Origin of the sequence: Pseudomonas sp. P129 (assembly GCF_020312195.1) — a bacterium.
GTDB classification, from domain to species: domain Bacteria; phylum Pseudomonadota; class Gammaproteobacteria; order Pseudomonadales; family Pseudomonadaceae; genus Aquipseudomonas; species Aquipseudomonas fragariae.
Map to the genome: position 1 here is coordinate 922,468 of NZ_JAGPYS010000002.1, position 20,435 is coordinate 942,902.

Annotated in this window: 19 protein-coding genes; 9 read left to right on the forward strand and 10 right to left on the reverse strand. The window is 60.2% G+C overall.

Translation table 11 applies throughout. From position 1 onward, the window contains the following. Positions 1-403 precede the first annotated feature (403 nt). A complete protein-coding gene (locus KBY02_RS09305) occupies positions 404-1,732 on the forward strand; it encodes an MFS transporter (RefSeq protein ID WP_011267450.1) in 1,329 nt (442 codons plus the stop codon). A 488-nt stretch (positions 1,733-2,220) separates the two neighbouring features. Here the strand turns inward: KBY02_RS09305 and KBY02_RS09310 are convergent, their stop codons facing one another. Then, on the reverse strand, positions 2,221-3,108 hold the full coding sequence (locus tag KBY02_RS09310; protein ID WP_011267449.1) for a DMT family transporter: 888 nt from the start codon (positions 3,106-3,108) through the stop codon (positions 2,221-2,223). Positions 3,109-3,344: 236 nt separating this feature from the next. Here KBY02_RS09310 and KBY02_RS09315 point away from each other — a divergent pair, with 236 nt between their 5' ends. Continuing rightward, complete coding sequence (locus tag KBY02_RS09315; RefSeq protein WP_011267448.1) at positions 3,345-4,601, forward strand: OprD family porin; 1,257 nt, start codon at positions 3,345-3,347, stop codon at positions 4,599-4,601. Positions 4,602-4,659: 58 nt separating this feature from the next. On the opposite strand, the gene pcaC is transcribed toward KBY02_RS09315, so the two are convergent. The 8 genes from pcaC to KBY02_RS09355 form a co-directional block, all read right to left on the reverse strand. Beyond that, positions 4,660-5,058, reverse strand: a complete 399-nt coding sequence (gene pcaC, locus KBY02_RS09320; protein WP_004408495.1) for a 4-carboxymuconolactone decarboxylase — start codon at positions 5,056-5,058, stop codon at positions 4,660-4,662. Further along, entirely contained in the window at positions 5,055-6,416 is a 1,362-nt protein-coding gene (locus tag KBY02_RS09325) for a 3-carboxy-cis,cis-muconate cycloisomerase (protein ID WP_004408496.1), read from the reverse strand. Before KBY02_RS09325 ends, pcaC begins: the two co-directional genes overlap by 4 nt. A gap of 24 nt (positions 6,417-6,440) precedes the next feature. Beyond that, positions 6,441-7,790, reverse strand: a complete 1,350-nt coding sequence (locus KBY02_RS09330; RefSeq protein ID WP_011267446.1) for an MFS transporter — start codon at positions 7,788-7,790, stop codon at positions 6,441-6,443. A gap of 87 nt (positions 7,791-7,877) precedes the next feature. Next, positions 7,878-8,480, reverse strand: a complete 603-nt coding sequence (gene pcaG, locus KBY02_RS09335; protein WP_011267445.1) for a protocatechuate 3,4-dioxygenase subunit alpha — start codon at positions 8,478-8,480, stop codon at positions 7,878-7,880. Between the two features lie 11 nt (positions 8,481-8,491). After that, a complete protein-coding gene (gene pcaH / locus KBY02_RS09340; protein ID WP_003366939.1) occupies positions 8,492-9,211 on the reverse strand; it encodes a protocatechuate 3,4-dioxygenase subunit beta in 720 nt (239 codons plus the stop codon). 141 nt (positions 9,212-9,352) lie between these two features. Then, positions 9,353-10,273: a pca operon transcription factor PcaQ gene (gene pcaQ / locus KBY02_RS09345; protein WP_032653928.1), complete on the reverse strand. Its 921-nt coding sequence runs from the start codon at positions 10,271-10,273 to the stop codon at positions 9,353-9,355. Between the two features lie 52 nt (positions 10,274-10,325). Then, positions 10,326-10,568: a glutaredoxin family protein gene (locus KBY02_RS09350; protein WP_003315616.1), complete on the reverse strand. Its 243-nt coding sequence runs from the start codon at positions 10,566-10,568 to the stop codon at positions 10,326-10,328. A 57-nt stretch (positions 10,569-10,625) separates the two neighbouring features. Beyond that, positions 10,626-11,696, reverse strand: coding sequence for an acyltransferase family protein (locus tag KBY02_RS09355; protein ID WP_116799724.1), 1,071 nt, complete (start codon positions 11,694-11,696; stop codon positions 10,626-10,628). Between the two features lie 247 nt (positions 11,697-11,943). Here KBY02_RS09355 and KBY02_RS09360 point away from each other — a divergent pair, with 247 nt between their 5' ends. The 7 genes from KBY02_RS09360 to KBY02_RS09390 all read left to right on the forward strand — a co-directional run bounded on the left by KBY02_RS09360 (position 11,944) and on the right by KBY02_RS09390 (position 19,773). Further along, positions 11,944-12,258, forward strand: a complete 315-nt coding sequence (locus KBY02_RS09360; RefSeq protein WP_003315618.1) for a DUF883 family protein — start codon at positions 11,944-11,946, stop codon at positions 12,256-12,258. A gap of 4 nt (positions 12,259-12,262) precedes the next feature. Next, entirely contained in the window at positions 12,263-12,655 is a 393-nt protein-coding gene (locus tag KBY02_RS09365; RefSeq protein WP_002553117.1) for a phage holin family protein, read from the forward strand. Continuing rightward, entirely contained in the window at positions 12,652-13,008 is a 357-nt protein-coding gene (locus tag KBY02_RS09370) for a hypothetical protein (protein WP_004408508.1), read from the forward strand. The genes KBY02_RS09365 and KBY02_RS09370 overlap by 4 nt, the downstream gene beginning before the upstream one ends. A gap of 178 nt (positions 13,009-13,186) precedes the next feature. After that, a complete protein-coding gene (locus tag KBY02_RS09375; protein WP_004408510.1) occupies positions 13,187-14,518 on the forward strand; it encodes a deoxyguanosinetriphosphate triphosphohydrolase in 1,332 nt (443 codons plus the stop codon). 249 nt (positions 14,519-14,767) lie between these two features. After that, positions 14,768-15,160 (forward strand): response regulator, encoded by a 393-nt coding sequence (locus KBY02_RS09380; protein ID WP_004408512.1) that lies wholly within the window; start codon positions 14,768-14,770, stop codon positions 15,158-15,160. Positions 15,161-15,517: 357 nt separating this feature from the next. Then, on the forward strand, positions 15,518-16,144 hold the full coding sequence (locus KBY02_RS09385; protein ID WP_004408514.1) for a response regulator transcription factor: 627 nt from the start codon (positions 15,518-15,520) through the stop codon (positions 16,142-16,144). A gap of 8 nt (positions 16,145-16,152) precedes the next feature. Beyond that, positions 16,153-19,773 carry a transporter substrate-binding domain-containing protein gene (locus tag KBY02_RS09390; protein ID WP_225650217.1) on the forward strand — a complete coding sequence of 1,207 codons (3,621 nt, stop codon included), beginning with the start codon at positions 16,153-16,155 and terminating at the stop codon, positions 19,771-19,773. 87 nt (positions 19,774-19,860) lie between these two features. On the opposite strand, the gene KBY02_RS09395 is transcribed toward KBY02_RS09390, so the two are convergent. Beyond that, positions 19,861-20,205 (reverse strand): YggL family protein, encoded by a 345-nt coding sequence (locus tag KBY02_RS09395; protein WP_003346101.1) that lies wholly within the window; start codon positions 20,203-20,205, stop codon positions 19,861-19,863. Positions 20,206-20,435 lie beyond the last annotated feature (230 nt).

The following is a 20,435-nucleotide window of genomic DNA, read 5'->3' on the forward strand; positions in this document are numbered from 1 at the left end:
ATCAGCATCACATTGCAGGATAGACCCGCAGCCAAACATTTTGATCTTCGCTTCATCAGCAGCAAACCCATAACAATTCAAAAAACAGGAACATTGCTCATGTGCACCCTTCTCGCTTTGCTCGCCCGATCGCCCGTCCGTCTTATCAGACGACATGTTCGACGAACCCACCCGGCCAAAAGCCCGGTCTGGGTCCGCGTCGCCTGAAACATTCCAACACACTTACGCGGCTCAACCTGTAAATTGTCGGCCCGACGGATCGTTTCGAGGACAGCCTGAGTCTAGAGGCCAGTCGAATCGCGGTTCTACGACTTCACTTTACCTGCACAACGCCTGCATCGAGTGGACTTCTCAGTCCGACTGTTGCCAGCAGCACAGTCCTGGAACGGATGGTTAGAACATCATGCTTAACACCCAGACCAACCCTGTCGCCCAGGCCGCCCGTGCCGGGATGGGCGAAAAGATCCGCGGCGCACTCGCCGTCGGCAAGACTCGCTGGGGCATGCTCGCCCTGGTGTTCTTCGCCACTACGCTGAACTACATCGACCGTGCCGCGCTCGGCGTCATGCAGCCCATCCTCGCCAAGGAAATGAGCTGGACGGCGATGGACTACGCCAACATCAACTTCTGGTTTCAGGTGGGTTACGCGGTCGGCTTTGTGCTGCAGGGCCGCTTCATCGACAAGGTCGGCGTGAAACGTGCATTCTTCCTCGCGGTGCTGCTGTGGAGCCTGGCGACCGGTGCTCACGGCCTGGCCACTTCCGCCGTGGGCTTCATGGTCTGCCGCTTCATTCTGGGCCTGACCGAAGCCGCCAATTACCCGGCCTGTGTGAAGACCACGCGGCTGTGGTTCCCTGCCGGTGAGCGCGCTGTGGCCACCGGTATCTTCAACGCCGGCACCAACGTTGGTGCCATGCTGACCCCGGCCCTGCTGCCGGTGATCCTCACGGTCTGGGGCTGGCAGGCCGCCTTCGTGGCGATGGGTTCGCTGGGGCTGCTCTGGGCTATCACCTGGCGCCTGAAGTACTACAACCCCGAAGAGCATCCGACCGTCAGCAAGACCGAGCTGGATTACATCAATCAGGAAGTCGAACCGGCTCCGGTCAAGGTGCCATTCACCGGCATTCTGAAGATGCGTGGCACATGGGCGTTCGCGCTGGCGTATGCGATCACTGCTCCGGTGTTCTGGTTTTACCTGTACTGGCTGCCGCCGTTCCTCAATCAGCAATACAACCTGGGGATCAGCGTGACGCAGATGGGTGTTCCGCTGATTCTGATCTGGCTGACGGCCGATTTCGGCAGTGTCGGTGGCGGTATCCTGTCGTCCTGGCTGATTGGTCGTGGCATGCGTGCGACGACTGCGCGGCTGTTGTCGATGCTGATCTTTGCCATCACGATCTGCAGCGTGGTGTTCGCCGCCAATGCCAGCGGGCTGTGGGTAGCGGTACTGGCCATTTCGCTTGCCGTGGGTGCGCATCAGGCCTGGACGGCGAATATCTGGAGCCTGGTGATGGACTACACCCCCAAGCACATGATGAGTACCGTGTTCGGCTTCGGCGGCATGTGTGCGGCCATCGGCGGTATGTTCATGACGCAGATCGTGGGTGCGGTGCTGACCGCCACCAATAACAACTACAACGTGTTGTTCACGATGATCCCGGCGATGTATTTCATTGCCCTGATCTGGATGTACTTCATGGCCCCTCGCAAGGTTCCGACGCTCAGCGAGTGATTGTCTGACACTGCCCGAAAACCCAGAATGGCTATCGTCCCCACGCTCCGCGTGGGGATGCAGTTCGTGACGCTCTGCGTCACACAGCGGGTTTTCTTTGTCAGGTGGATTGGCGTTCGGCTCAGGTCACCTTTTCGCCCCTCGGCGACTCACTTTGAGGGACCAAAGTGAGCAAAGTCCCCGCTCCTGTTTCCGGCCCGACTTCGTCGGGTTCCTTCGCCCTGTCACTGATCCGGGGGTCGCCGCAACGGGCCATCCATGGCCCGATACGGCTAGCCTGGCGTCCTGCCAGGCTACCCCCGGATCAGCGCCAGGACTCAGCCGTCACTAACGTCGCACTCTGCGTCGTCAGTGCCACCGTGATCGAAAAGCACGTATGGCGGCCTCCTGCAGACGCAGCATGACATTCTGCTGCGACGCAGGGCGTCAGGAAAAACATGCCAACTGAACATCGGCATACGCGTCAATCGGATCTTCAGCTCCGGTAGTTACCCACCCTTACGTCGCTGTTGCCACGCTGCTGCCAGACCGCTGAGGCAGATGATGGCGATGCCGGCCTGCGCGGTCGGGGACGGGGTGTGGTCGAAGACCAGGTAGCCCAGCAGTCCGGCAAACACGATCTGGCAATAACTGAACGGCGCAAGCATGGCCGGGGCGGCGAAGCGGAAGGCCTGGGTCAGCAGCAAATGCGCCGACATGCCACACGCGCCGAGCGCCAGCAGAAACGGCAGGTGCTTGAGCGCTGGCACTTCCCAGAAGAACGGCACCAGCGCACTCATCAACAGGGTATTGAACAGCCCGGCGAAAAAGTTGCTGGTGGTCGGGCTGTCGAACGGGCTGACCAGCCGCGTCAGGAGTTGATACAGCGCAAAACACAAGGCTGACGACAGCGGCAGCAGAATTGCCGGGGTAAACAGCTCGCCGCCCGGATGAATGATGATCATCACCCCGACAAACCCTACCACCACCGCAATCCACTGGCCGCGCGTTACACGCTCGTGCAGCAGCGGCACCGATAACGCGGTGACCAGCAACGGCGCAAGAAAGTTGACCGCGGTCGCCTCTGCCTGCGGGATGAACATCAGGCTGCTGGTAAACAGCAGACTGGTGCCCAGCAGCGCCAGTGCGCGCAAGACCTGCAGGCCGGGCCTTTTGGTGCGCAACACTCGCAACCCCGCTGAAGGCATGAAAATGCAGGCCATCAACAGCGTGTGCACCAGATAGCGCGCCCAGACCACCAGAATGATCGGATAGAAGCCGGACAGGTACTTGGACAGGGTGTCGTGACTGGCAAACAGAAAGGTCGCCAGAAGAATGAAGCCTATACCTTTGAGAGGTTGATTGACGCCGGACGACGGCGTGCTGGCAGTGCTCATTGCGCTTCCTTGTTCAAGTTTCCGCAGCCCGACACCGTGGCCGAACACGCTCTCTACCCATAGTTACCCGTGAGCATCGCACACACGTTTGCGGCTTCTCGCAGAAAATGTTCGAACCGGTTCATTAACGTTCGATAATCGCCCAAAACAACTGTTTCACAATTGCACGCCGCGTTCCGGCATTTCACTATCGCAGCCAGCTAAACGACTCAATAACTACAAAAAAGGTCTGTTCCATGCGCGTGAATTCTCCCTGCAAACTCCTTTGCGGTCTGTCGGCGGCCGTCGCTGCAAGTCTGGCGCCCATCAGCGGCCACAGCGCCGGATTTGTCGAAGACGCCAAGGTCAATCTGAACCTACGCAACTTCTACATCAACCGCAACTTCGTCGACCCGGCCAACGCGCAGAACTACGCCGAGGAGTGGACGCAAAACTTCATTCTCGACGCCCGCTCCGGCTTCACCCAGGGCACCGTCGGCTTCGGTGTCGACGCGCTTGGCCTCTACTCGCTCAAGCTCGACGGCGGCAAGGGTACCGGCGGTACGCAATTGCTGCCCATCCATGGCGATGGACGCCCGGCCGACGACTTCGGCCGACTGGCGGTGGCCGGCAAGGCGCGCTTCTCGAAGACCGAATTGAAGGTCGGCGAGTGGATGCCAGTGCTGCCGATCCTGCGCTCGGATGACGGCCGCTCGCTGCCGCAAACCTTTCAGGGCGGGCAGATCACCTCCAAGGAGATCGACGGCCTGACCCTCTACGGTGGCCAGTTCCGTGGCAACAGCCCGCGCAACGACGCCAGCATGGAAGACATGTCCCTGAATGGCCGCACCGCGTTCACTTCCGACCGCTTCAACTTTGGCGGCGGCGAATACGTGTTCAACCAAAATCGCACCCAGGTCGGCGTGTGGTACGCCGAGCTTGAAGACATCTACCACCAGCAATATTTCAACCTGCTGCACAGCCAGCCGCTGGGCAGCTGGACGCTGGGGGCCAACCTTGGCTACTTCCAGGGCAAGGACGACGGTCAGTCGCTGGCCGGCGATCTGGACAACAAGACCTGGTCAGCGCTGCTTTCGGCACGGCACGGTGGCAACACCTTTTACCTGGGCCTGCAGAAAGTCAGCGGCGACAGCGCCTGGATGCGCGTCAACGGCACCAGCGGCGGAACCCTGGCCAACGACAGTTACAACTCCAGCTTCGACAACGCCAGGGAAAAATCCTGGCAGCTGCGCCACGACTATGACTTCGCAGCCCTGGGCGTACCCGGCCTGACCCTGATGAACCGCTACATCAGCGGCGACAACGTGCATACCGGGGCCATCACCGACGGCGAAGAGTGGGCACGGGAAACCGAGCTGGCTTATGTGTTCCAGAACGGCGCGTTCAAAAGCCTGTCGGTCAAATGGCGCAACTCCACCATGCGTCGCGACTACAGCACCAACCAGTTCGACGAAAACCGCCTGATCGTCAGCTACCCGTTGTCGCTGCTCTGACCCAGACAGGACGCCGCCGTGGCCGAGGGCGCTGCGGCGGCGTTCTCGATCAGCGCTCTCAATTGTCCTGCAATGACTCCACGCCCATTTCATCCCACACTGCTTCCGCCAGGTGGAATGTCGCATTGGCCGCCGGAATGCCGCAGTAGATCGCGCTCTGCATCAGCACTTCCTTGATTTCCTCACGGGTCACGCCGTTGTTTTTCGCGGCCTTGAGGTGCAGGCGCAACTCGCCTTCGCGATTCATGCCGATCAGCATCGCGATGGTGATCAGGCTGCGCGTATGGCGCGGCAACCCCGGACGCGTCCAGATATCACCCCAGGCGTGACGGGTGATCATCTCCTGGAACTCTTCATTGAACGGCGTCAGTTTGCTCAGGCTGTTATCGACATGCGCGTCGCCCAGCACCGCGCGGCGCGCTTGCATGCCGGCCTCGTAACGTTCGTCTTCGGTCATCGGGAAATCCTTGTGTGTTCGGCCACGGCGCGCTCGACCCAATGGCGAGCCTGGCCAAGGTAATGGGCCGGATCGAGCAGACGATCCAGCTCGTCAGAAGAAAACTGCTCGCTGACCTGCGGGGTTTCGCCGAGCACCTGACGCAAATGCGCGCCCTGCTCCACCGCACGCCGGCAGCACTGTTCAACCAGATGGTGGGCTGCATCGCGCCCGATGCGCTGAGCCAGCGCAATGCTCACTGCCTCGGCAAGAACCAGGCCTTTGGTGGATTGCAGATTGACCGCCATGCGCTCGGCATCGACCTGCAGACCGGGTATCACCTGCAATGCCTGCTGCAGCGAACCGGAGACCAGACAGCACAGCTCCGGCAAGGTCTCCCACTCGGCATGCCACAGGCCCAGACTGCGTTCATGTTCCTGCGGCATGGCCGCCAGCATCGTGGCCACCAGCCCCGGTGCGCGGGTGGCGGTGCTGATCATGACCGCAGCGCCGACCGGGTTGCGTTTGTGCGGCATGGTCGAAGACCCGCCCTTGCCCGGTGCCGAAGGCTCGAAGACCTCGCCCACTTCGGTCTGCATCAGCAGGCTCACGTCGCGCCCGAGTTTGCCGAGACTGCCGGCGATCAGGCCTAGCAGGCTGGCAAATTCCACCAGTCGGTCGCGCTGGGTGTGCCAGGGCTGCTCGGGCAACGCCAGCTGCAGTTCACCGGCCAGCGCTTCGGCCACCGAAAAGGCCTGATCGCCCAGCGCCGCGAGGCTGCCGGAAGCGCCGCCGAACTGCAGGCACAGCAGGCGCGGTTTGATCTCGTTCAAACGCTGTCGATGGCGAGTGACCGCGCCCAGCCAGCCGGCGATTTTCATCCCCAGGGTAACCGGCGTGGCCTGCTGCAGCCAGGTGCGTCCGGCCAGCGGCGTGCCAGCATGATGCTGCGCCTGCTCAGCCATCGCATCGGCCAGTCGGGTAAGGTCATGCTCAAGCAGCACGATGGCTCGACGCAGTTGCAGGATCAGCCCGCTGTCCATCACATCCTGACTGGTCGCGCCCATGTGCACGTAGCGCTCGGCTTCAGCACTGCGTGCGGCAATCTGTTTGCCCAGCGCCTTGACCAGCGGAATCGCCGAATTGCCGGCACTGCCGATGGCGATTGCCAGCGCGTCGAAATCGAACAGCCGTGCGTCGCAGCTCAGCTCGATGTCGGCGACCACTTCAGGCGGGATCAGGCCGACCCGTGCCTGCGCCCGCGCCAGCGCAGCCTCGAAATCGAGCATGCCCTGCACCCGACCTTCATCGGAAAAAATCTCGCGCATTTCGGGTTGCATGAAGTAGGCATCGAAAAGTTGATTGCTCGCTCTGTTCACATCACCACTCCAGATTGAAAGGTTTCAGGTAGCGTCCGAATGACTGACCCAGCCCTTGATCAGCACCGCAATCGCGGCCAGCGCCGCCGGAATCACCAGCGCGGTCAGCACCTGCTCGAACGTCCAGCCCAGGCCCAGCAGCGTGGCACCGGCCCAGGCGCCGAGAATGGCGCCGAAACGGCCGATCCCGAGCATCCACGACACCCCCGTGGCACGCCCCTGGGTGGGGTAAAAACGCGCTGCCAGTGACGGCATCGCCGACTGCGCGCCGTTGATGCACATACCGGCCAGCAGCACCAGTGTCGCCAACAGCGCGACGTTACCCAGACTCTGCCCGACCAGCCAGGCGAACACACCCGCCAGCGCATAGGCACAACCAATGACCTTGTGCGGGTTGTAACGATCCATCGCCCAGCCCACGCCCACAGCGCTCAACACGCCGCCGAACTGAAACAGCGCGCCGATGAAAGCCGACTGTTCCATGCTCGCGCCGCTGTCGCGCATCAGCGTCGGCAGCCAGCTGGTCAGCAGGTAGACGATGACCAGGCCCATGAAATACGTCAGCCACAGCAACAGCGTGCCGGCGCTGTAGGTGCCGGAAAAAATCACTTTCAGCACGTTGCGGCTGCTGACCGTTTTCTGTTCGGGAACGCTGAAGTCAGTGATGCCGGCCAGTGCCTTCGGCGCGATCGGTGCCAGTACCTTGCGGATCCGCTCCGCACCGCGATTGCGAACCACCAGAAACCGCGCCGACTCCGGCAGCCAGACCATCAGCACCAACCCCAGCAGGAGGGGCAGGATACCGCCCAGCATAAGCAGGCTGTGCCAGCCCATGCTGGGGATCAGCTTGGCCGACACAAAACCGCCGCAGGCCATGCCCAGATTGAAACCGCAGAACATGCTCGTCACCAGCAACGACTTGAGCCGTTCGGGGGTGTATTCCGACAGCAACGTGGTGGCGTTGGGCATCGCTGCGCCAAGCCCGAGCCCGGTCAACAGGCGCAGGACCAGCAATTGATCGATGTTGCTGCTATAGGCTGATGCCAGGCTGAATAGACCGAACAGCAGCACCGCGACCACCAGCACCACCTTGCGTCCAAAGCGGTCCGCCAGCGGGCCGGAACCCAGCGCGCCGAACACCATGCCGATCAGCGCAGCGCTCATCACCGGCCCCAGACTGGCCCGATCAATCCCCCAATCCTGGCTGAGCGCGGGGGCAATGAAGCCCATTGCAGCAGTATCGAGGCCGTCGAGAAACACGATCAGAAAACACAGCGCAACCACTCGCCACTGGTACCCGGATAGCGGTTGCGCATTGATGAAGGCCTGAACGTCGAGCGTACTCGGCGCGGGGCTGCCGGCGGAAAGCGTCATGGAGGTGTCCTTTTATTTTTATAGGGTCGCCTGCCGATGCAGGCGCCTTGAATCGCACGCACATTGATTTCGGAATCGACAAGCGATTCAGAAATCGAAGAACACTGTCTCGCCTTCACCCTGCACACGGATATCAAAACGATAGGCCGTCTGCCCCTCGTACGTGCAGCGGCGCGCCACCAGGGTTTCGCGACGCGGGGGCTGCTCGATCAGATTGAGCACCGGGTCCTGCGCATTCGCCTGGGCTTCGTCGTCGAAATACAACCGCGTCTGCAGATGAATATTGATGCCACGCGCAAACAGCGAAACATTGATGTGCGCCGCCATCGGCACACCCGCCGCATTGCGCGCAGAGCCTGGCTTGATGGTCTTCAGGATCCACTGGCCATCGTCCGCGGTTGCCGTGCGACCAAAGCCGTTGAACGGTCTGTCCGGGTGGAATTCGCTGTGATACGCGCCCTGATGATCCGCCTGCCAGAATTCCAGGTAGGCATCGCGGATCAGATGGCCGTTGCCGTCGAAGACGTTGCCCAGCAACACGATGTGCTCGCCGGGCGCCTCGGGCCTGGCCATCTCGTTCCAGATTTCCAGCTCGCGGGTCGGGTTGCCGGCCACCTGCGGTGCGAGACCGATGTGGACGTAGGGGCCGGCGGTTTGCGAAGGGGTTTCCTGCAGCAATTGAACGGGCATGTCGGGCCTCCTCAGCAGTTTTCGAAGTGAGTCTTGCGCTGGCCGCGCAACACGATATCAAAGCGATACGCCAGGCAATCCATTGGATTGCCCATGCCCAGGTCGAGCCTGGCAATCAGGCTCTGCACGGCGTCCGGGTTGGCGATGGCCTTGACGATCGGGCAGATCGGAATCAGCGGATCGCCTTCGAAATACAACTGGGTGATCAGCCGTGTGGCAATCGACGGCCCGCTGATCGACACATGAATGTGTGCCGGGCGCCAGTCGTTGGGACCGTTGCGCCATGGGTAAGGCCCTGGCTTGACGGTACGGAAGCTGTAATTGCCTTCGCTGTCGGTCAACGCACGTCCGACGCCGCCGAAATTGGGATCGATGGGCGCCAGATAGGCATCGCGCTTGTGGCGATAACGCCCGCCGGCGTTGGCCTGCCAGATCTCCACCAGGGTATGCGGGATCGGCTTTCCATACTGATCGCAGACTCGCCCGGCCAGCAGAATACGCTCACCGATGGGCAGCCCACCGTTGTTGAAATTGAGCAGCAGGTCGTTATCGTGCTGGCCGAATTTCAAATGCGAGAAATCCGGGCCGGTGGTTTCGGAAATGGACTGCGGGATACTGACCAGCGCCTGGCGCGGCGAGCGCAGGATCGAGGTCTTGTAATCAGGTGTGAGCGCTTTTGGATGCCAGTTTCGGTCACGAATGACGAAGCGGCTGTTGTCCGCGGCAGACATGGCGTTCTCCTCTTTTTTCTTTCTTATGGGGCGCGCAGGCGTCGATCACATGCGCTACAGGCTGCGGCGAAGTGTCGCGCGATCCATGCTTATGGAGAACTGAAATAAACCCCATGATCCATAACCATTTGGTTATGGATGCTAGCCGTTGCGACAGGCCTCTCCAAGACTGCGCAGCTCGTCCACACACCACTGCGCTGCGCGCGTGAGTGGCAAGGCCGGGTTGCTGCACAAACCGACCGAGCCGCCCGGCTCACGAATACCCATGTCCAGTTCGACCAGCGTGCCACCTTTCAACTCCAGCGACACGGCATCCAGTGGCGCGATCCACACCGCATCGCTGCATTGCACATAGCGCCGACTGAGGGTAAGCGAGAGGGTTTCCAGGCGTTGCCGCGGCATGCGAATACCGCACTGCACGAACAGGCTGTCGGCAAACTTGCGGATGGTCGTGCCTGCCAGCGGCAACACCAGCGGGAATTGCTCCAGGCTTTCGGGCTTGAGCGGCGCAGCCAGCAGCGGGTGATCGCTGCGCACCACCAGTGTCATCGACTCGTTGTACAGGTGCTCGAACGTCAGGCCCTGAATCTGCGGGCTGTCAGTCATGCGCCCGACCACCAGATCCAGCTCCCCTACCCTCAATTGCGACAGCAGATAGGCACTGGGCCCGGTCATCACGCTGACGATCAGCGCCGGGTGCCTCTGGTGCAGGCGATGAACGACCTCAGGCACCAGCAGGCTTTCGGCCGTCGACAGTACGCCCAGCCGTGCAGTAACGGTGTCATGTTCACCGGATCTCAGGCTGCTGACACCCTCGCGCAGGGCCTGAACGCTCGGCCCGGCAAAGCGCATGAACGCCACACCCGCTTCGGTAAGTGCCGCACCGCTCTTGCTGCGCACGAACAACGTGGTGTCGAGCAGGGTTTCCAGCTCTTTGAGACTTTTCGACAACGCAGGCTGACTGATCGCCAGAACGTCGGAGGCACGCGCCAGGCTGCCCTGCCGGGCCACTTCGAGAAAGCAGACCAGATGGCGAAATTTGATGCGTGTATCGATATTCACTGCGCGTCGTGTCCGGTAAATGAAAGGGAATACAGCTCAACGACAAGACAGCTCAGCGACTCAGAAACGACGCCACTTGAGGCGCGTCAAATGGCCAGTCCAGCTCGTCACCGGTGTCGACTCGACGCAACACAGGAACGCGCAACTCGTAGCGTTCAAGCAGTTGCTCATCCTCGCAGATGTCGACCAGCTCAACCAGCAGGCCGTGCTCAATGGCAAACGGCAGTAAAACCGCTTCGGCAACCTCGCACAGCGGACATCCCAGGGTGCTGAACAGCTGGCATTCGGGGGGCATGAGTCAATCCTCGGCGAATCCTCGGTGAGCGGAAATTATTCTAGGCGCGCACCGGGATCACGTCGACACCCGGAAATGCGCCTTGCTGAACGCGTTGGCACGGTCCAGTACCGGTTTCTCGAAACAACGATAACCGACCCAGCCATAGCACACCGCCGCAGCCAGCATCAGCAGCGCGAAAAACAGGTTGTCCAGATAGCTTTCGGGCCAGGCCCCCACCAGGCTCCAGACCCTGCCGATCACCCCCAGCACCAGCAGATGAGACAGATAGATCGTGTAGGACATATCGCCCACAGCAACCAGAAACCCGGGCACCACCAGCTTTCGGCGCCGTTCGAGCAAGGCCAGAGTCACCACCAGCATGCCGAATGTGCCGCCGACCATGAGCATGCGCAGCAGGCCCTGACTTTCATACAGCCGGTAATAGCCGATCAGGGGCACCGCCGCCAACAACGCGACACCGAGCAGTAACCAGACCGCAGCCGTCGGTACGCGGGCACTGTGGCGACCGTAAAAGAACAGGGCCAGCGCGGCGCCCAGCATGAACTCGAGGGCATAGGGATGCAGGATGATCTTCACTGCCGAGGAATAGTCCTGCCAGTCTGCCAGCGTATTGAACACCACGATGATCACGCCCCAGCCGCCAAGCAGAAACGGCAGACTGCGCTCGCGAAACAGCAGGAAGCCGGAGAACACCACGTAGAACCACAACTCGAACAGCAGCGACCAGGCGACCATCACCAGCAGCACCTTGTCGTTGGGCAACAACAGGAACGACATGATCAGGTTGGACGAGCCATGCCCGCTGTTGACCATGCCCGGCTGCACCAGATAAACCGCCAGGGTGATGAAAAAGTACAGCCAGTACGTGGGATAGATCCGCGATACTCGATTGAACAGAAAGCGCTGAGCCTCGATTGCGCTCTGAAAACGTCCACGACTGACAATTACCATGACGAATCCGCTGATGACGAAAAACAGATCGACGCCCAGCTGAAAAAAATCGAGCCAGGGCGGCAGAAGGATATCGCCACCGGAAAACTTGCTCTCTACCGACATCATGTGAAACAACACAACGCCAAGGACCGCTACGCCCCTGAGCCCCTGCAGGGAATACAGCCGCTCCATGCCTCTCTCCATTCAACGGATGTCGCGCGCGCCAGGCCATCCCGTGGTCACGCGTGTGGAGCATAGCCAATGGCCAGAAATACGGAACCCCAATCTTCCAGTGCTTGCGGTTTTTCCTGGCAGATAGTTTTGGAGTAAGGTGCAGCGGCAGCGTAAAGCCTGATCGAACACGATACGGCAATCGAAGTGAACCTTCAGGAATCACCTGTACTCGAAACATTCATACGCCCACCAAACGGAGAACATCATGGCCCGCGAAACTGCACAGAATGCTCAGGAAATCCTGAGAGCCGACTTCCAGGTACTGGTTGCCGACACTGAGAAATTGCTGGCGCATACCGCCTCTCTGGCGGGTGATCAGGCCGATGAACTGCGCGCCCAGATCCGTGAAAGTCTGCTGCGTGCCAAGGAAACCCTGAAGACCACCGAAGACTCGCTGCGCGAGCGCGGCGAAGCCGCAGTGGTCGCCACCGAAGATTACGTTCAGAACAACCCCTGGCAGTCCGTCGGTATCGCCGCAGGTGTCGGCTTTCTGATCGGTCTGCTGGCTACAAGGCGCTAACATCATGACTCTGGGAACGGAATCAGCACCGCCCGAGGGAACTCCGGGCTCTTCACCGCGGCGCCTGGGCGCTGCATTCCTTGGCCTGTTGCACACTCACGTCGAGCTGTTCGGCATCGAATTGCAGGAACAGAAAGCGCGAACCGTCAGCCTGCTGCTGTTCGCCGGTCTGGCCCTGGTTTTCGGCCTGCTGCTGCTCACCGGGCTCTCGGCCTTGCTGCTGATCGTTCTGTGGGACAGCTATCGTCTGGCGGGCATCGTCGGCCTGTGTACGTTTTACCTGCTGGCCGCGATCTTCTGTGGATTGCGCCTCAAGGCAGCGATCTTCGACGAGTCCTCGCCTTTCCATGCGACCCTCGAAGAACTGGCCAATGACCGTGAGCGATTGATGCCATGAGTGAACCCAAGTCGCACCAGAGCAATACCCGTCGAGAACTGCGCAAGGCATTGATTCGCTTGCGCATGGAAATGCACCGCCAGGAAATTCGCCACGAATCGACGCAACTGATGCAGCCGTTGCAACGCTTTCGCGGCATCCGCCATGACTGGAAAAGCGCGCTGGGCTTTCGCCACGCGCCGCTCTGGGGCGTGGGCTCGGTGGCCCTGCTGGGCTTCCTGAGCGGTAAACGTGCCAAGACCGGGCGTACCAGCCTGCTGGGACGCCTGTTGAAGCTGGGCATCACTTTGACGCCCCTGGTCAAGGTCGCCATGCAAGCACGCACCCTGCAGAATCGCAATCGCAAAGTCTGATTGCGCCCTGCGTCTCGCGTGACCCAGGCTCGAATCTCCCGGCCTGAATGTAAATGCCTGCTCCGGTATTCCGGAGCAGGCATTTGTTTTTCTACGGGCCTGATTTCATCAATGCGGCCCTTGCGGCAGGCGTGTCGAACCGGGAAGCTACGCCCCTATTATTGACGGAGTGAACGCATTGGATTGGCAAACACTGCTTAACCGCGAACGACTGGGCAAGACCCTGCACAGCCCCGAGGAACTGGGGCGCAGTCCGTTTCACAAGGACCATGACCGGATCATCTTTTCCGGGGCCTTCCGCCGCCTGGGACGCAAGACCCAGGTGCATCCGGTGTCCAGCAACGATCATATCCATACGCGCCTGACCCATTCGCTGGAAGTCAGTTGTGTCGGCCGCTCGCTGGGGATGCGCGTCGGCGAAACGCTGCGCTCTGCCCTGCCCGACTGGTGCGATCCGAGCGACCTGGGCATGGTCGTGCAATCGGCCTGTCTGGCGCACGACATCGGCAATCCGCCGTTCGGCCACTCGGGCGAAGATGCGATTCGCAACTGGTTCAATCAGGCGGCCGGGCGTGGCTGGCTCGACGCGATGAGCGAGACCGAGCGCAATGACTTCCTCAATTTCGAAGGCAATGCCCAAGGGTTCCGGGTGCTGACGCAGCTGGAATACCACCAGTTCGACGGCGGCACCCGCCTGACCTACGCAACGCTGGGTACTTACCTCAAATACCCGTGGACCGCCCGCCATGCGGACTCGCTGGGCTACAAGAAGCACAAGTTCGGCTGCTATCAGAGCGAACTGCCGATCCTTGAGCAGATCGCCGGCAAGCTGGGTTTGCCGCAGCTCGAAGATCAGCGCTGGGCGCGTCATCCGCTGGTGTATCTGATGGAAGCCGCCGACGACATCTGTTACGCCCTGATCGATCTGGAGGACGGTCTGGAGATGGACCTGCTCAATTACGCGGAAGTGGAATCGCTTTTGCTCGGGCTGGTCGGCGATGATCTGCCGGAAACCTACCGACAGTTGGGCCCGGGCGACTCACGACGGCGCAAACTGGCAATCCTGCGTGGCAAGGCTATCGAGCACTTGACCAACGCGGCCGCCAGAGCCTTCGTCGAGCAGCAGGACGCCTTGCTGGCCGGCACCCTGCCTGGCGACCTGGTCGAGCACATGCACGGTCCGGCCAAACGCTGTGTGCTCAACGCCAAGGACATGGCGCGCAAGAAAATCTTTCAGGACAAGCGCAAGACGCTGCATGAAATCGGTGCCTACACCACGCTGGAAATCCTCCTCAACGCGTTCTGCGGCGCGGCCGTCGAACAGTTTGGCGGCAGGACACCCTCGTTCAAGCATCGACGTATCCTCGACTTGCTGGGTAACAGCGCGCCCGATCCCAAGGCACCGCTGCATACCTCGTTCCTGCGCATGATCGATTTCATCGCCGGGATGACCGACAGCTACGCCAGCGAAATGGCCCGGGAAATGACCGGCCGCTCCGGACAGATATAGCTTCCATCGACCAGCCCGCTGCCTGAATGGATACAGGCAAAAGGCTGGTCAGACTGATTGCCTCGCAAAACTCAGACAGGCCCTACATGCATGTCAGACGGGTCCTATCGCAGCTTTTCTTGCATCCCTCAATAATTCCAGCCACTTCAACTGCCATCCGGCACATCATCCATCCGCCTGCGATACTCACGGGTCCGCACGCCGCCTGCCGATGCCTGAACGCTTCGCCAGGGCCTTTCCGGAACGCTCATGTCCACACATAGCCTGCGCATCCTTCTGGTGGAAGATCACCCGTTTCAACTGATCGCCACTCAGGTGCTGCTCAACAACCATGGCTACTTCCTGCTGACTCCCGTGCTGACGGCGGCCGAGGCCATGGCCGCCATGCAACGCAGCGCGGAACCCTACGGGCTTGTGCTGTGCGATCAGTGCCTGCCGGACATGTCAGGCCTCGACCTGATCGACGAGGCCGCCCGACACGGCTGGCTGCGCCAGGCCATTCTGCTCAGCGGCTTGCCTGATACACAGCTTGAAAACCTGCAGCAACTCGCCCTGCAGCGCGATCTCCCCCTGCTCGGTTGCCTGAGCAAACCCCTGCACGGGCCCGACCTCAGCCGCCTGCTGGGGAACCTCGTTGACTGACGTCGGCCAGCCGGCTTTATTCGGCTTCAAATATGCCGGGCAAAAACAGGTACATGCCAGACGCCGGCAAACTGGATTGATTAATTCGACGTTCAGACCCGTAGGAAATCATCAGTCAACATGAATGATGATTCCAGAAAGTAATAAACATTCGGGGCAGCACTCGCCAAACACACATTGAAATAAGCGTTAACGTTTAAACACACTTATGTTCTACGTAGGCTTTTACGTACTCCGATACGCTAATTTTTGTAGGACTTTTCCTATATATGCCTGCCGAGCAAGTCTCTTTATGTGCCTGCCCGAACATCTGAGCTAAGGTGCGCGCTTTCTTCACTGCTTGTTATGGAATGGAATATGAACTCAGTTTTTATCATCGACGACCATCCGGTCATCCGGATGGCGGTAAGAATGCTTCTGGAGAACGAAAATTATGAGGTGGTCGGCGAGACCGATAACGGTGTCGACGCCATGCAAATGGTGCGTGAGTGCATGCCCGACCTGATCATCCTCGACATCAGCATTCCCAAGCTCGACGGCCTCGAGGTGCTGGCCCGCTTCAATACGATGGGGCTGCCCTCCAAGATTCTGGTGCTGACGTCGCAGACCCCCAACCTGTTTGCCATTCGCTGCATGCAATCGGGCGCCTCGGGTTATGTGTGCAAACAGGAAGACCTCAGTGAACTGCTCAGTTCGGTGAAAGCGGTATTATCCGGCTACAATTACTTTCCCAGTCAGGCGTTGACGTGCGCAGTTCGTGAAGATGGCCAGACCGACGAGCTGGAGCTGTTCAAGTTGGTCAATGACCGTGAACTGATGGTATTGCAGTTATTTGCCCAGGGCCGTTCCAACAAGGAAATAGCCAAGGGCATGTTTCTCAGTAACAAAACCGTCAGTACTTACAAAACGCGGCTTATGCAAAAACTGAAAACCAGAACCTTGGTAGAACTTATCGAGATGGCAAAACGCAACGCGCTAGTGTGAGAAAACGGATGTCCAAGCGCTTCAGACAATTATTAATACTGGCCACAAGCCTGTGCATAGGCTGGGGTGCTGAGGCCGGTGTTCATGCGGCCGATCACTATACCCTGCTCGGTCGCTCGAGTCCGGCGCACATGGACGTGAAACTGGACAATAACCAGTGGCAGTGGGTGCGCGGGCAACGCGAACTGATTCTCGGCACCTCCAACCCTGATTACCCACCCTTCGATATCACGATGTCGGGTAACGATTACGAAGGCATCACTGCCGATTACGCAGGGATCATCTCGGATGCGCTGGACCTGCCGATCAGGGTTCAGCGTTTCGAAACCCGTGATGCTGCAATCAAGGCCCTCGGCGCAGGCCAGATCGATCTGCTGGGCACCGCAAACGGTTTTGAAGCAGTCGATCGCACCATCAGGCTTTCACAGCCCTACTCGGTGGACCAGCCCGTCCTGGTCACCCGGGTCGGAGACAACCGCCCCCTGAACGAGGGCCTGAAAGGCATGCGGCTGAGCATGGTCTATCACTACCTGCCGCCTGCCGAGGTCGAAGCGTCCTATCCCGGCGCGACACTGAAGACCTATCCCTCTTTTCAGAACGCCATCAATGCAGTCGCCTTCAATCAGGCGGATGTGTTCCTGGGCGATACGATTTCCACCCAATACATCATCAATAAGGGGTATCTGAACAACGTGCAGATGTCGAATTTCGGCAAGCACGAGCCCAACGGCTTCAGCTTCGCGGTCAGCAGTGAAAACCCGCAACTGCTGGGCATCATCAATCAGACGCTTAAGGCGATCCCGGTTGATGAACGCGTCAATATCTCCAGACGCTGGAGCACGGGCAGCGACTTGATGCTCACCGACCAGAAGCTGCAACTGACGCAACGCGAGGAGCGCTGGATCGCTCAGCACCCTACCGTGCGCGTAGTCGTCAACGAAGCGTATGCACCGCTGACATTCTTCGATGCCAAGGGCAACTTTCGCGGCATCACCGCAGACTTGCTCGAACTGGTACGTCTGCGTACCGGGCTCAGGTTCGACGTCAAACGCTCGCCCAGCCTGACCGACATGTTGAATCAGGTCAGCGAAGGCCAGGCAGACATGATCGGTGCGCTGGTGTCCAGTGATGCACGCGAGGACCGATTGAGCTTCACCCGTCCCTACATCGACAATTCGTTCGTGCTGGTCACCCGCAAGGAACCGGGCGCCCCCAGCTATCTGGAGCAGATGGACGGCAAGCGTCTGGCAATTACCCAGGGCAGCCCGGTGCTCGACTGGCTAAGCCGCAAATACCCCAGGGTGGTGCCGCTGGAAATCGACAACCCGTTCCAGGCGCTGGACATGTTGTCACTGGGCAGAGCGGAAGGTGCGGTCATCTCGCTGCTCAGCGCAGACTATTTCCTGTCGTCCGGGATCTTCGAGGAGCGTTTGCAGATGACCGCCACCGTCGGCGAGGATCCGGCGCTGATTTCCATGGCGACCTCACGCAACGCCATCGAGCTGAGCTCGATTCTCGACAAGGCGCTGGCGAGCATCGCGCCGCAGGATCTGGCAGCGATCAACAACCGCTGGCGCGTCTATACCCCTTCACGCGCCAACTGGCACGACTATGAACGGCTGATCTATCAGATTGTGGTGGGTGCAGGCCTGTTGCTGCTGGGCCTGCTGGCCTGGAATGCGTGGATGCGGCGGCAGATACGTCAGCGCGAAGCTGCGGAGCGGGCGCTGGGCGATCAGTTCGAATTCATGCGCGCCCTGGTCGAGGGTACGCCGCATCCGATCTATGTTCGGGATCGCGAAGGTATGCTGCGCATGTGCAATGACAGCTACCTCAGGGTGTTCTCCGCGAAACGGGAAGACATCATCGGCAAGAGCGCTACCGAAGGGGTACTGGGCAATGCCTTCGAAGCCCGGGAATACGCTGCCGACTATCAGCGGGTCATGGCCAGCAATACCGCGCTGATCCTCGACCGCCCTCTGCGCATCGGCGATCGACAGTTGACCATCTACCACTGGATCCTGCCATTTCGCGATTCTCTGGGCGAAGTACAGGGCATCATCGGTGGCTGGATCGACATCAGCGAGCGTCGCCAGCTCATCGAAGACTTGCAGGCTGCCAAGGAACAGGCCGACGCCGCCAGCCGGGCCAAGAGTACCTTCCTGGCCACCATGAGCCATGAAATCCGCACGCCCATGAATGCGGTGATCGGCATGCTGGAACTGGCGCTCAAACGTGCCGATCATGGCGAACTGGATCGCTCCGCCATCGAAGTCGCCTACAGTTCGGCCAATGACCTGCTAGACCTGATCGGCGACATCCTCGACATCGCCCGCATCGAATCCGGGCGGCTGTCACTCAACCCCGAGCGTGCGAATCTGCGTCGGCTGGTGGAGGCGGTGCTCCGGGTATTCGACGGGCTGGCGCGGCAGAAGGACCTCGAGCTGGTGCTCGAACTGGACAGCAGGATCAACGCCGACGTACTGATCGACCCGTTGCGCTTCAAACAGATACTGTCCAATCTGGTCAGCAACGCCATCAAGTTCACCCCGATGGGGCGGATCAAGGTCGTACTGCTGGCAGCCGAAAATCCGGACCCGCAACTGCTGCATCTGCACATCACCGTTCAGGACAGCGGCATCGGCATCAGTGTCGAAGACCAGCAACGTTTGTTCGAGCCGTTCGCCCAGGCCGATAACACCGGACAAATGGCGCGTACCGGCGCCGGACTCGGGCTGGTGATCTGCCGCAGCCTGTGCATGATGATGGGCGGCAACCTTTCGCTCGACAGCACGCCAGGGCACGGCACCCGGATCAGCATGAACCTGGTGCTGACCACACTTGAACCGCTGACCGGGCAGCCCGTCGTTGCGCAACCGGCAGCCGTCGTTCATCAGACCCTCAGAATCCTGATCGTCGACGATCATCCTGCCAATCGACTGCTGCTTTGCCAGCAACTGAGGTTTCTCGGCCATCACTGCGAAATGGCCGAAAACGGCGCGCAAGGGCTCGATCGCTGGAAAAACGATGCCTTCGATCTGGTCGTCGCCGATTGCAACATGCCGATCATGAACGGCTACGACATGACCGCTGCTATCCGCGAACAGGAGCGCGCCTGCGAGCGCCAACGCTGCCCTGTCTGGGGCTTCACGGCCAACGCGCAGCCTGACGAAATCGAGCGCTGCCGGGCGGCGGGCATGGACGATTGCCTGTTCAAACCCATCAGCCTCTCGATGCTCAGCGAACGGCTGACAGCCATTGCCCCGCTGGCGCCCGCACGTGCCCTGCCCTTCAGCCTCGACAGCGTCAGCAACCTGACCGGTGACCGTCCTGAAATGGTTGAACGCCTGCTCGCGCAACTGCTGCACAGCAACCACGAAGACCGGCTATTACTGGCCAGACTGATGCCGGAGAACAATCGCCAGAAAACCCGCGATCTGGCGCACAGGATCAAGGGCGCGGCACGGATCATCACAGCTTCAAGGGTGGTTGATGCCTGTGATGCGCTTGAACTGGCCTGCGAACCGGACACACCGGATGAGCAGTTCTACACCTGCCAGCAGACCGTCGAACTGGCCATGATCGAGCTTGAGGACGCGCTGATGCTGCAGCAGGCCAAGCCTGACTGAGCGTTAAAGACGGTATAGCGAGGGGGTGTACGAGGGGACGTGCGGGAACAGGCAAGGGAAGCAGGCGCTGGCCTGCTTCCCGTTACATCAGGCGGCCGGATTGATTTCCTTTTCCGGGTACCAGACGTCGATCAGCGGGCTGACAGTGACTTCTGTCAGTTCGCTGCGGCCCTTGAGCCAGGCTTCGACAGCAGCACGCTGCTCTTCGCTGACCGAGCCACGCTTGCTCAGGCAAACCAGACCGAAGTCGTCGCCGCCCACATAGCCAAGACCGTTGGCTTCCATTGCTTCTTTCAGGAAAGCGTCAAGGAAAGCATCGATTGCCTTGTCGTCCAGCTCTTGCTTGAAGTCCAGGTTCAGTTCAAAACCCAATTCCTGGAACTCGTCCACACACAGTTTTTTGCGCAGACGGCGGGAGCGGTTAGTGGCCATGGGACAATCCTCATCAATAAATATCGGGCGGCACTTTACCAGCTTGGCGATTTAAAAGCCCGACAATTGCGGCGTGGAGTGGATATCCGGCCTTGCGACGGCCATGGATACCGAATCAATAAAAAATAGCATTTACCGGCTTGCCCCCCGGTCACAAGCCTGCCCCGCTTGGGGCATAATGCGGCTCGTATCATGCGTGGCATTCTGTGTTACAAAAAAAGCCCGCCGCG

What these genes read in the sequence shown, in the direction of transcription:
- KBY02_RS09305 (WP_011267450.1), top strand. Translation starts at nt 404, where the DNA reads ATGCTTAACACCCAGACCAACCCTGTCGCCCAGGCCGCCCGTGCCGGG.
- KBY02_RS09310 (WP_011267449.1), bottom strand. Translation starts at nt 3,108, where the DNA reads ATGAGCACTGCCAGCACGCCGTCGTCCGGCGTCAATCAACCTCTCAAA.
- KBY02_RS09315 (WP_011267448.1), top strand. Translation starts at nt 3,345, where the DNA reads ATGCGCGTGAATTCTCCCTGCAAACTCCTTTGCGGTCTGTCGGCGGCC.
- pcaC (WP_004408495.1), bottom strand. Translation starts at nt 5,058, where the DNA reads ATGACCGAAGACGAACGTTACGAGGCCGGCATGCAAGCGCGCCGCGCG.
- KBY02_RS09330 (WP_011267446.1), bottom strand. Translation starts at nt 7,790, where the DNA reads ATGACGCTTTCCGCCGGCAGCCCCGCGCCGAGTACGCTCGACGTTCAG.
- pcaG (WP_011267445.1), bottom strand. Translation starts at nt 8,480, where the DNA reads ATGCCCGTTCAATTGCTGCAGGAAACCCCTTCGCAAACCGCCGGCCCC.
- pcaH (WP_003366939.1), bottom strand. Translation starts at nt 9,211, where the DNA reads ATGTCTGCCGCGGACAACAGCCGCTTCGTCATTCGTGACCGAAACTGG.
- KBY02_RS09350 (WP_003315616.1), bottom strand. Translation starts at nt 10,568, where the DNA reads ATGCCCCCCGAATGCCAGCTGTTCAGCACCCTGGGATGTCCGCTGTGC.
- KBY02_RS09355 (WP_116799724.1), bottom strand. Translation starts at nt 11,696, where the DNA reads ATGGAGCGGCTGTATTCCCTGCAGGGGCTCAGGGGCGTAGCGGTCCTT.
- KBY02_RS09360 (WP_003315618.1), top strand. Translation starts at nt 11,944, where the DNA reads ATGGCCCGCGAAACTGCACAGAATGCTCAGGAAATCCTGAGAGCCGAC.
- KBY02_RS09365 (WP_002553117.1), top strand. Translation starts at nt 12,263, where the DNA reads ATGACTCTGGGAACGGAATCAGCACCGCCCGAGGGAACTCCGGGCTCT.
- KBY02_RS09370 (WP_004408508.1), top strand. Translation starts at nt 12,652, where the DNA reads ATGAGTGAACCCAAGTCGCACCAGAGCAATACCCGTCGAGAACTGCGC.
- KBY02_RS09380 (WP_004408512.1), top strand. Translation starts at nt 14,768, where the DNA reads ATGTCCACACATAGCCTGCGCATCCTTCTGGTGGAAGATCACCCGTTT.
- KBY02_RS09385 (WP_004408514.1), top strand. Translation starts at nt 15,518, where the DNA reads ATGAACTCAGTTTTTATCATCGACGACCATCCGGTCATCCGGATGGCG.
- KBY02_RS09390 (WP_225650217.1), top strand. Translation starts at nt 16,153, where the DNA reads ATGTCCAAGCGCTTCAGACAATTATTAATACTGGCCACAAGCCTGTGC.
- KBY02_RS09395 (WP_003346101.1), bottom strand. Translation starts at nt 20,205, where the DNA reads ATGGCCACTAACCGCTCCCGCCGTCTGCGCAAAAAACTGTGTGTGGAC.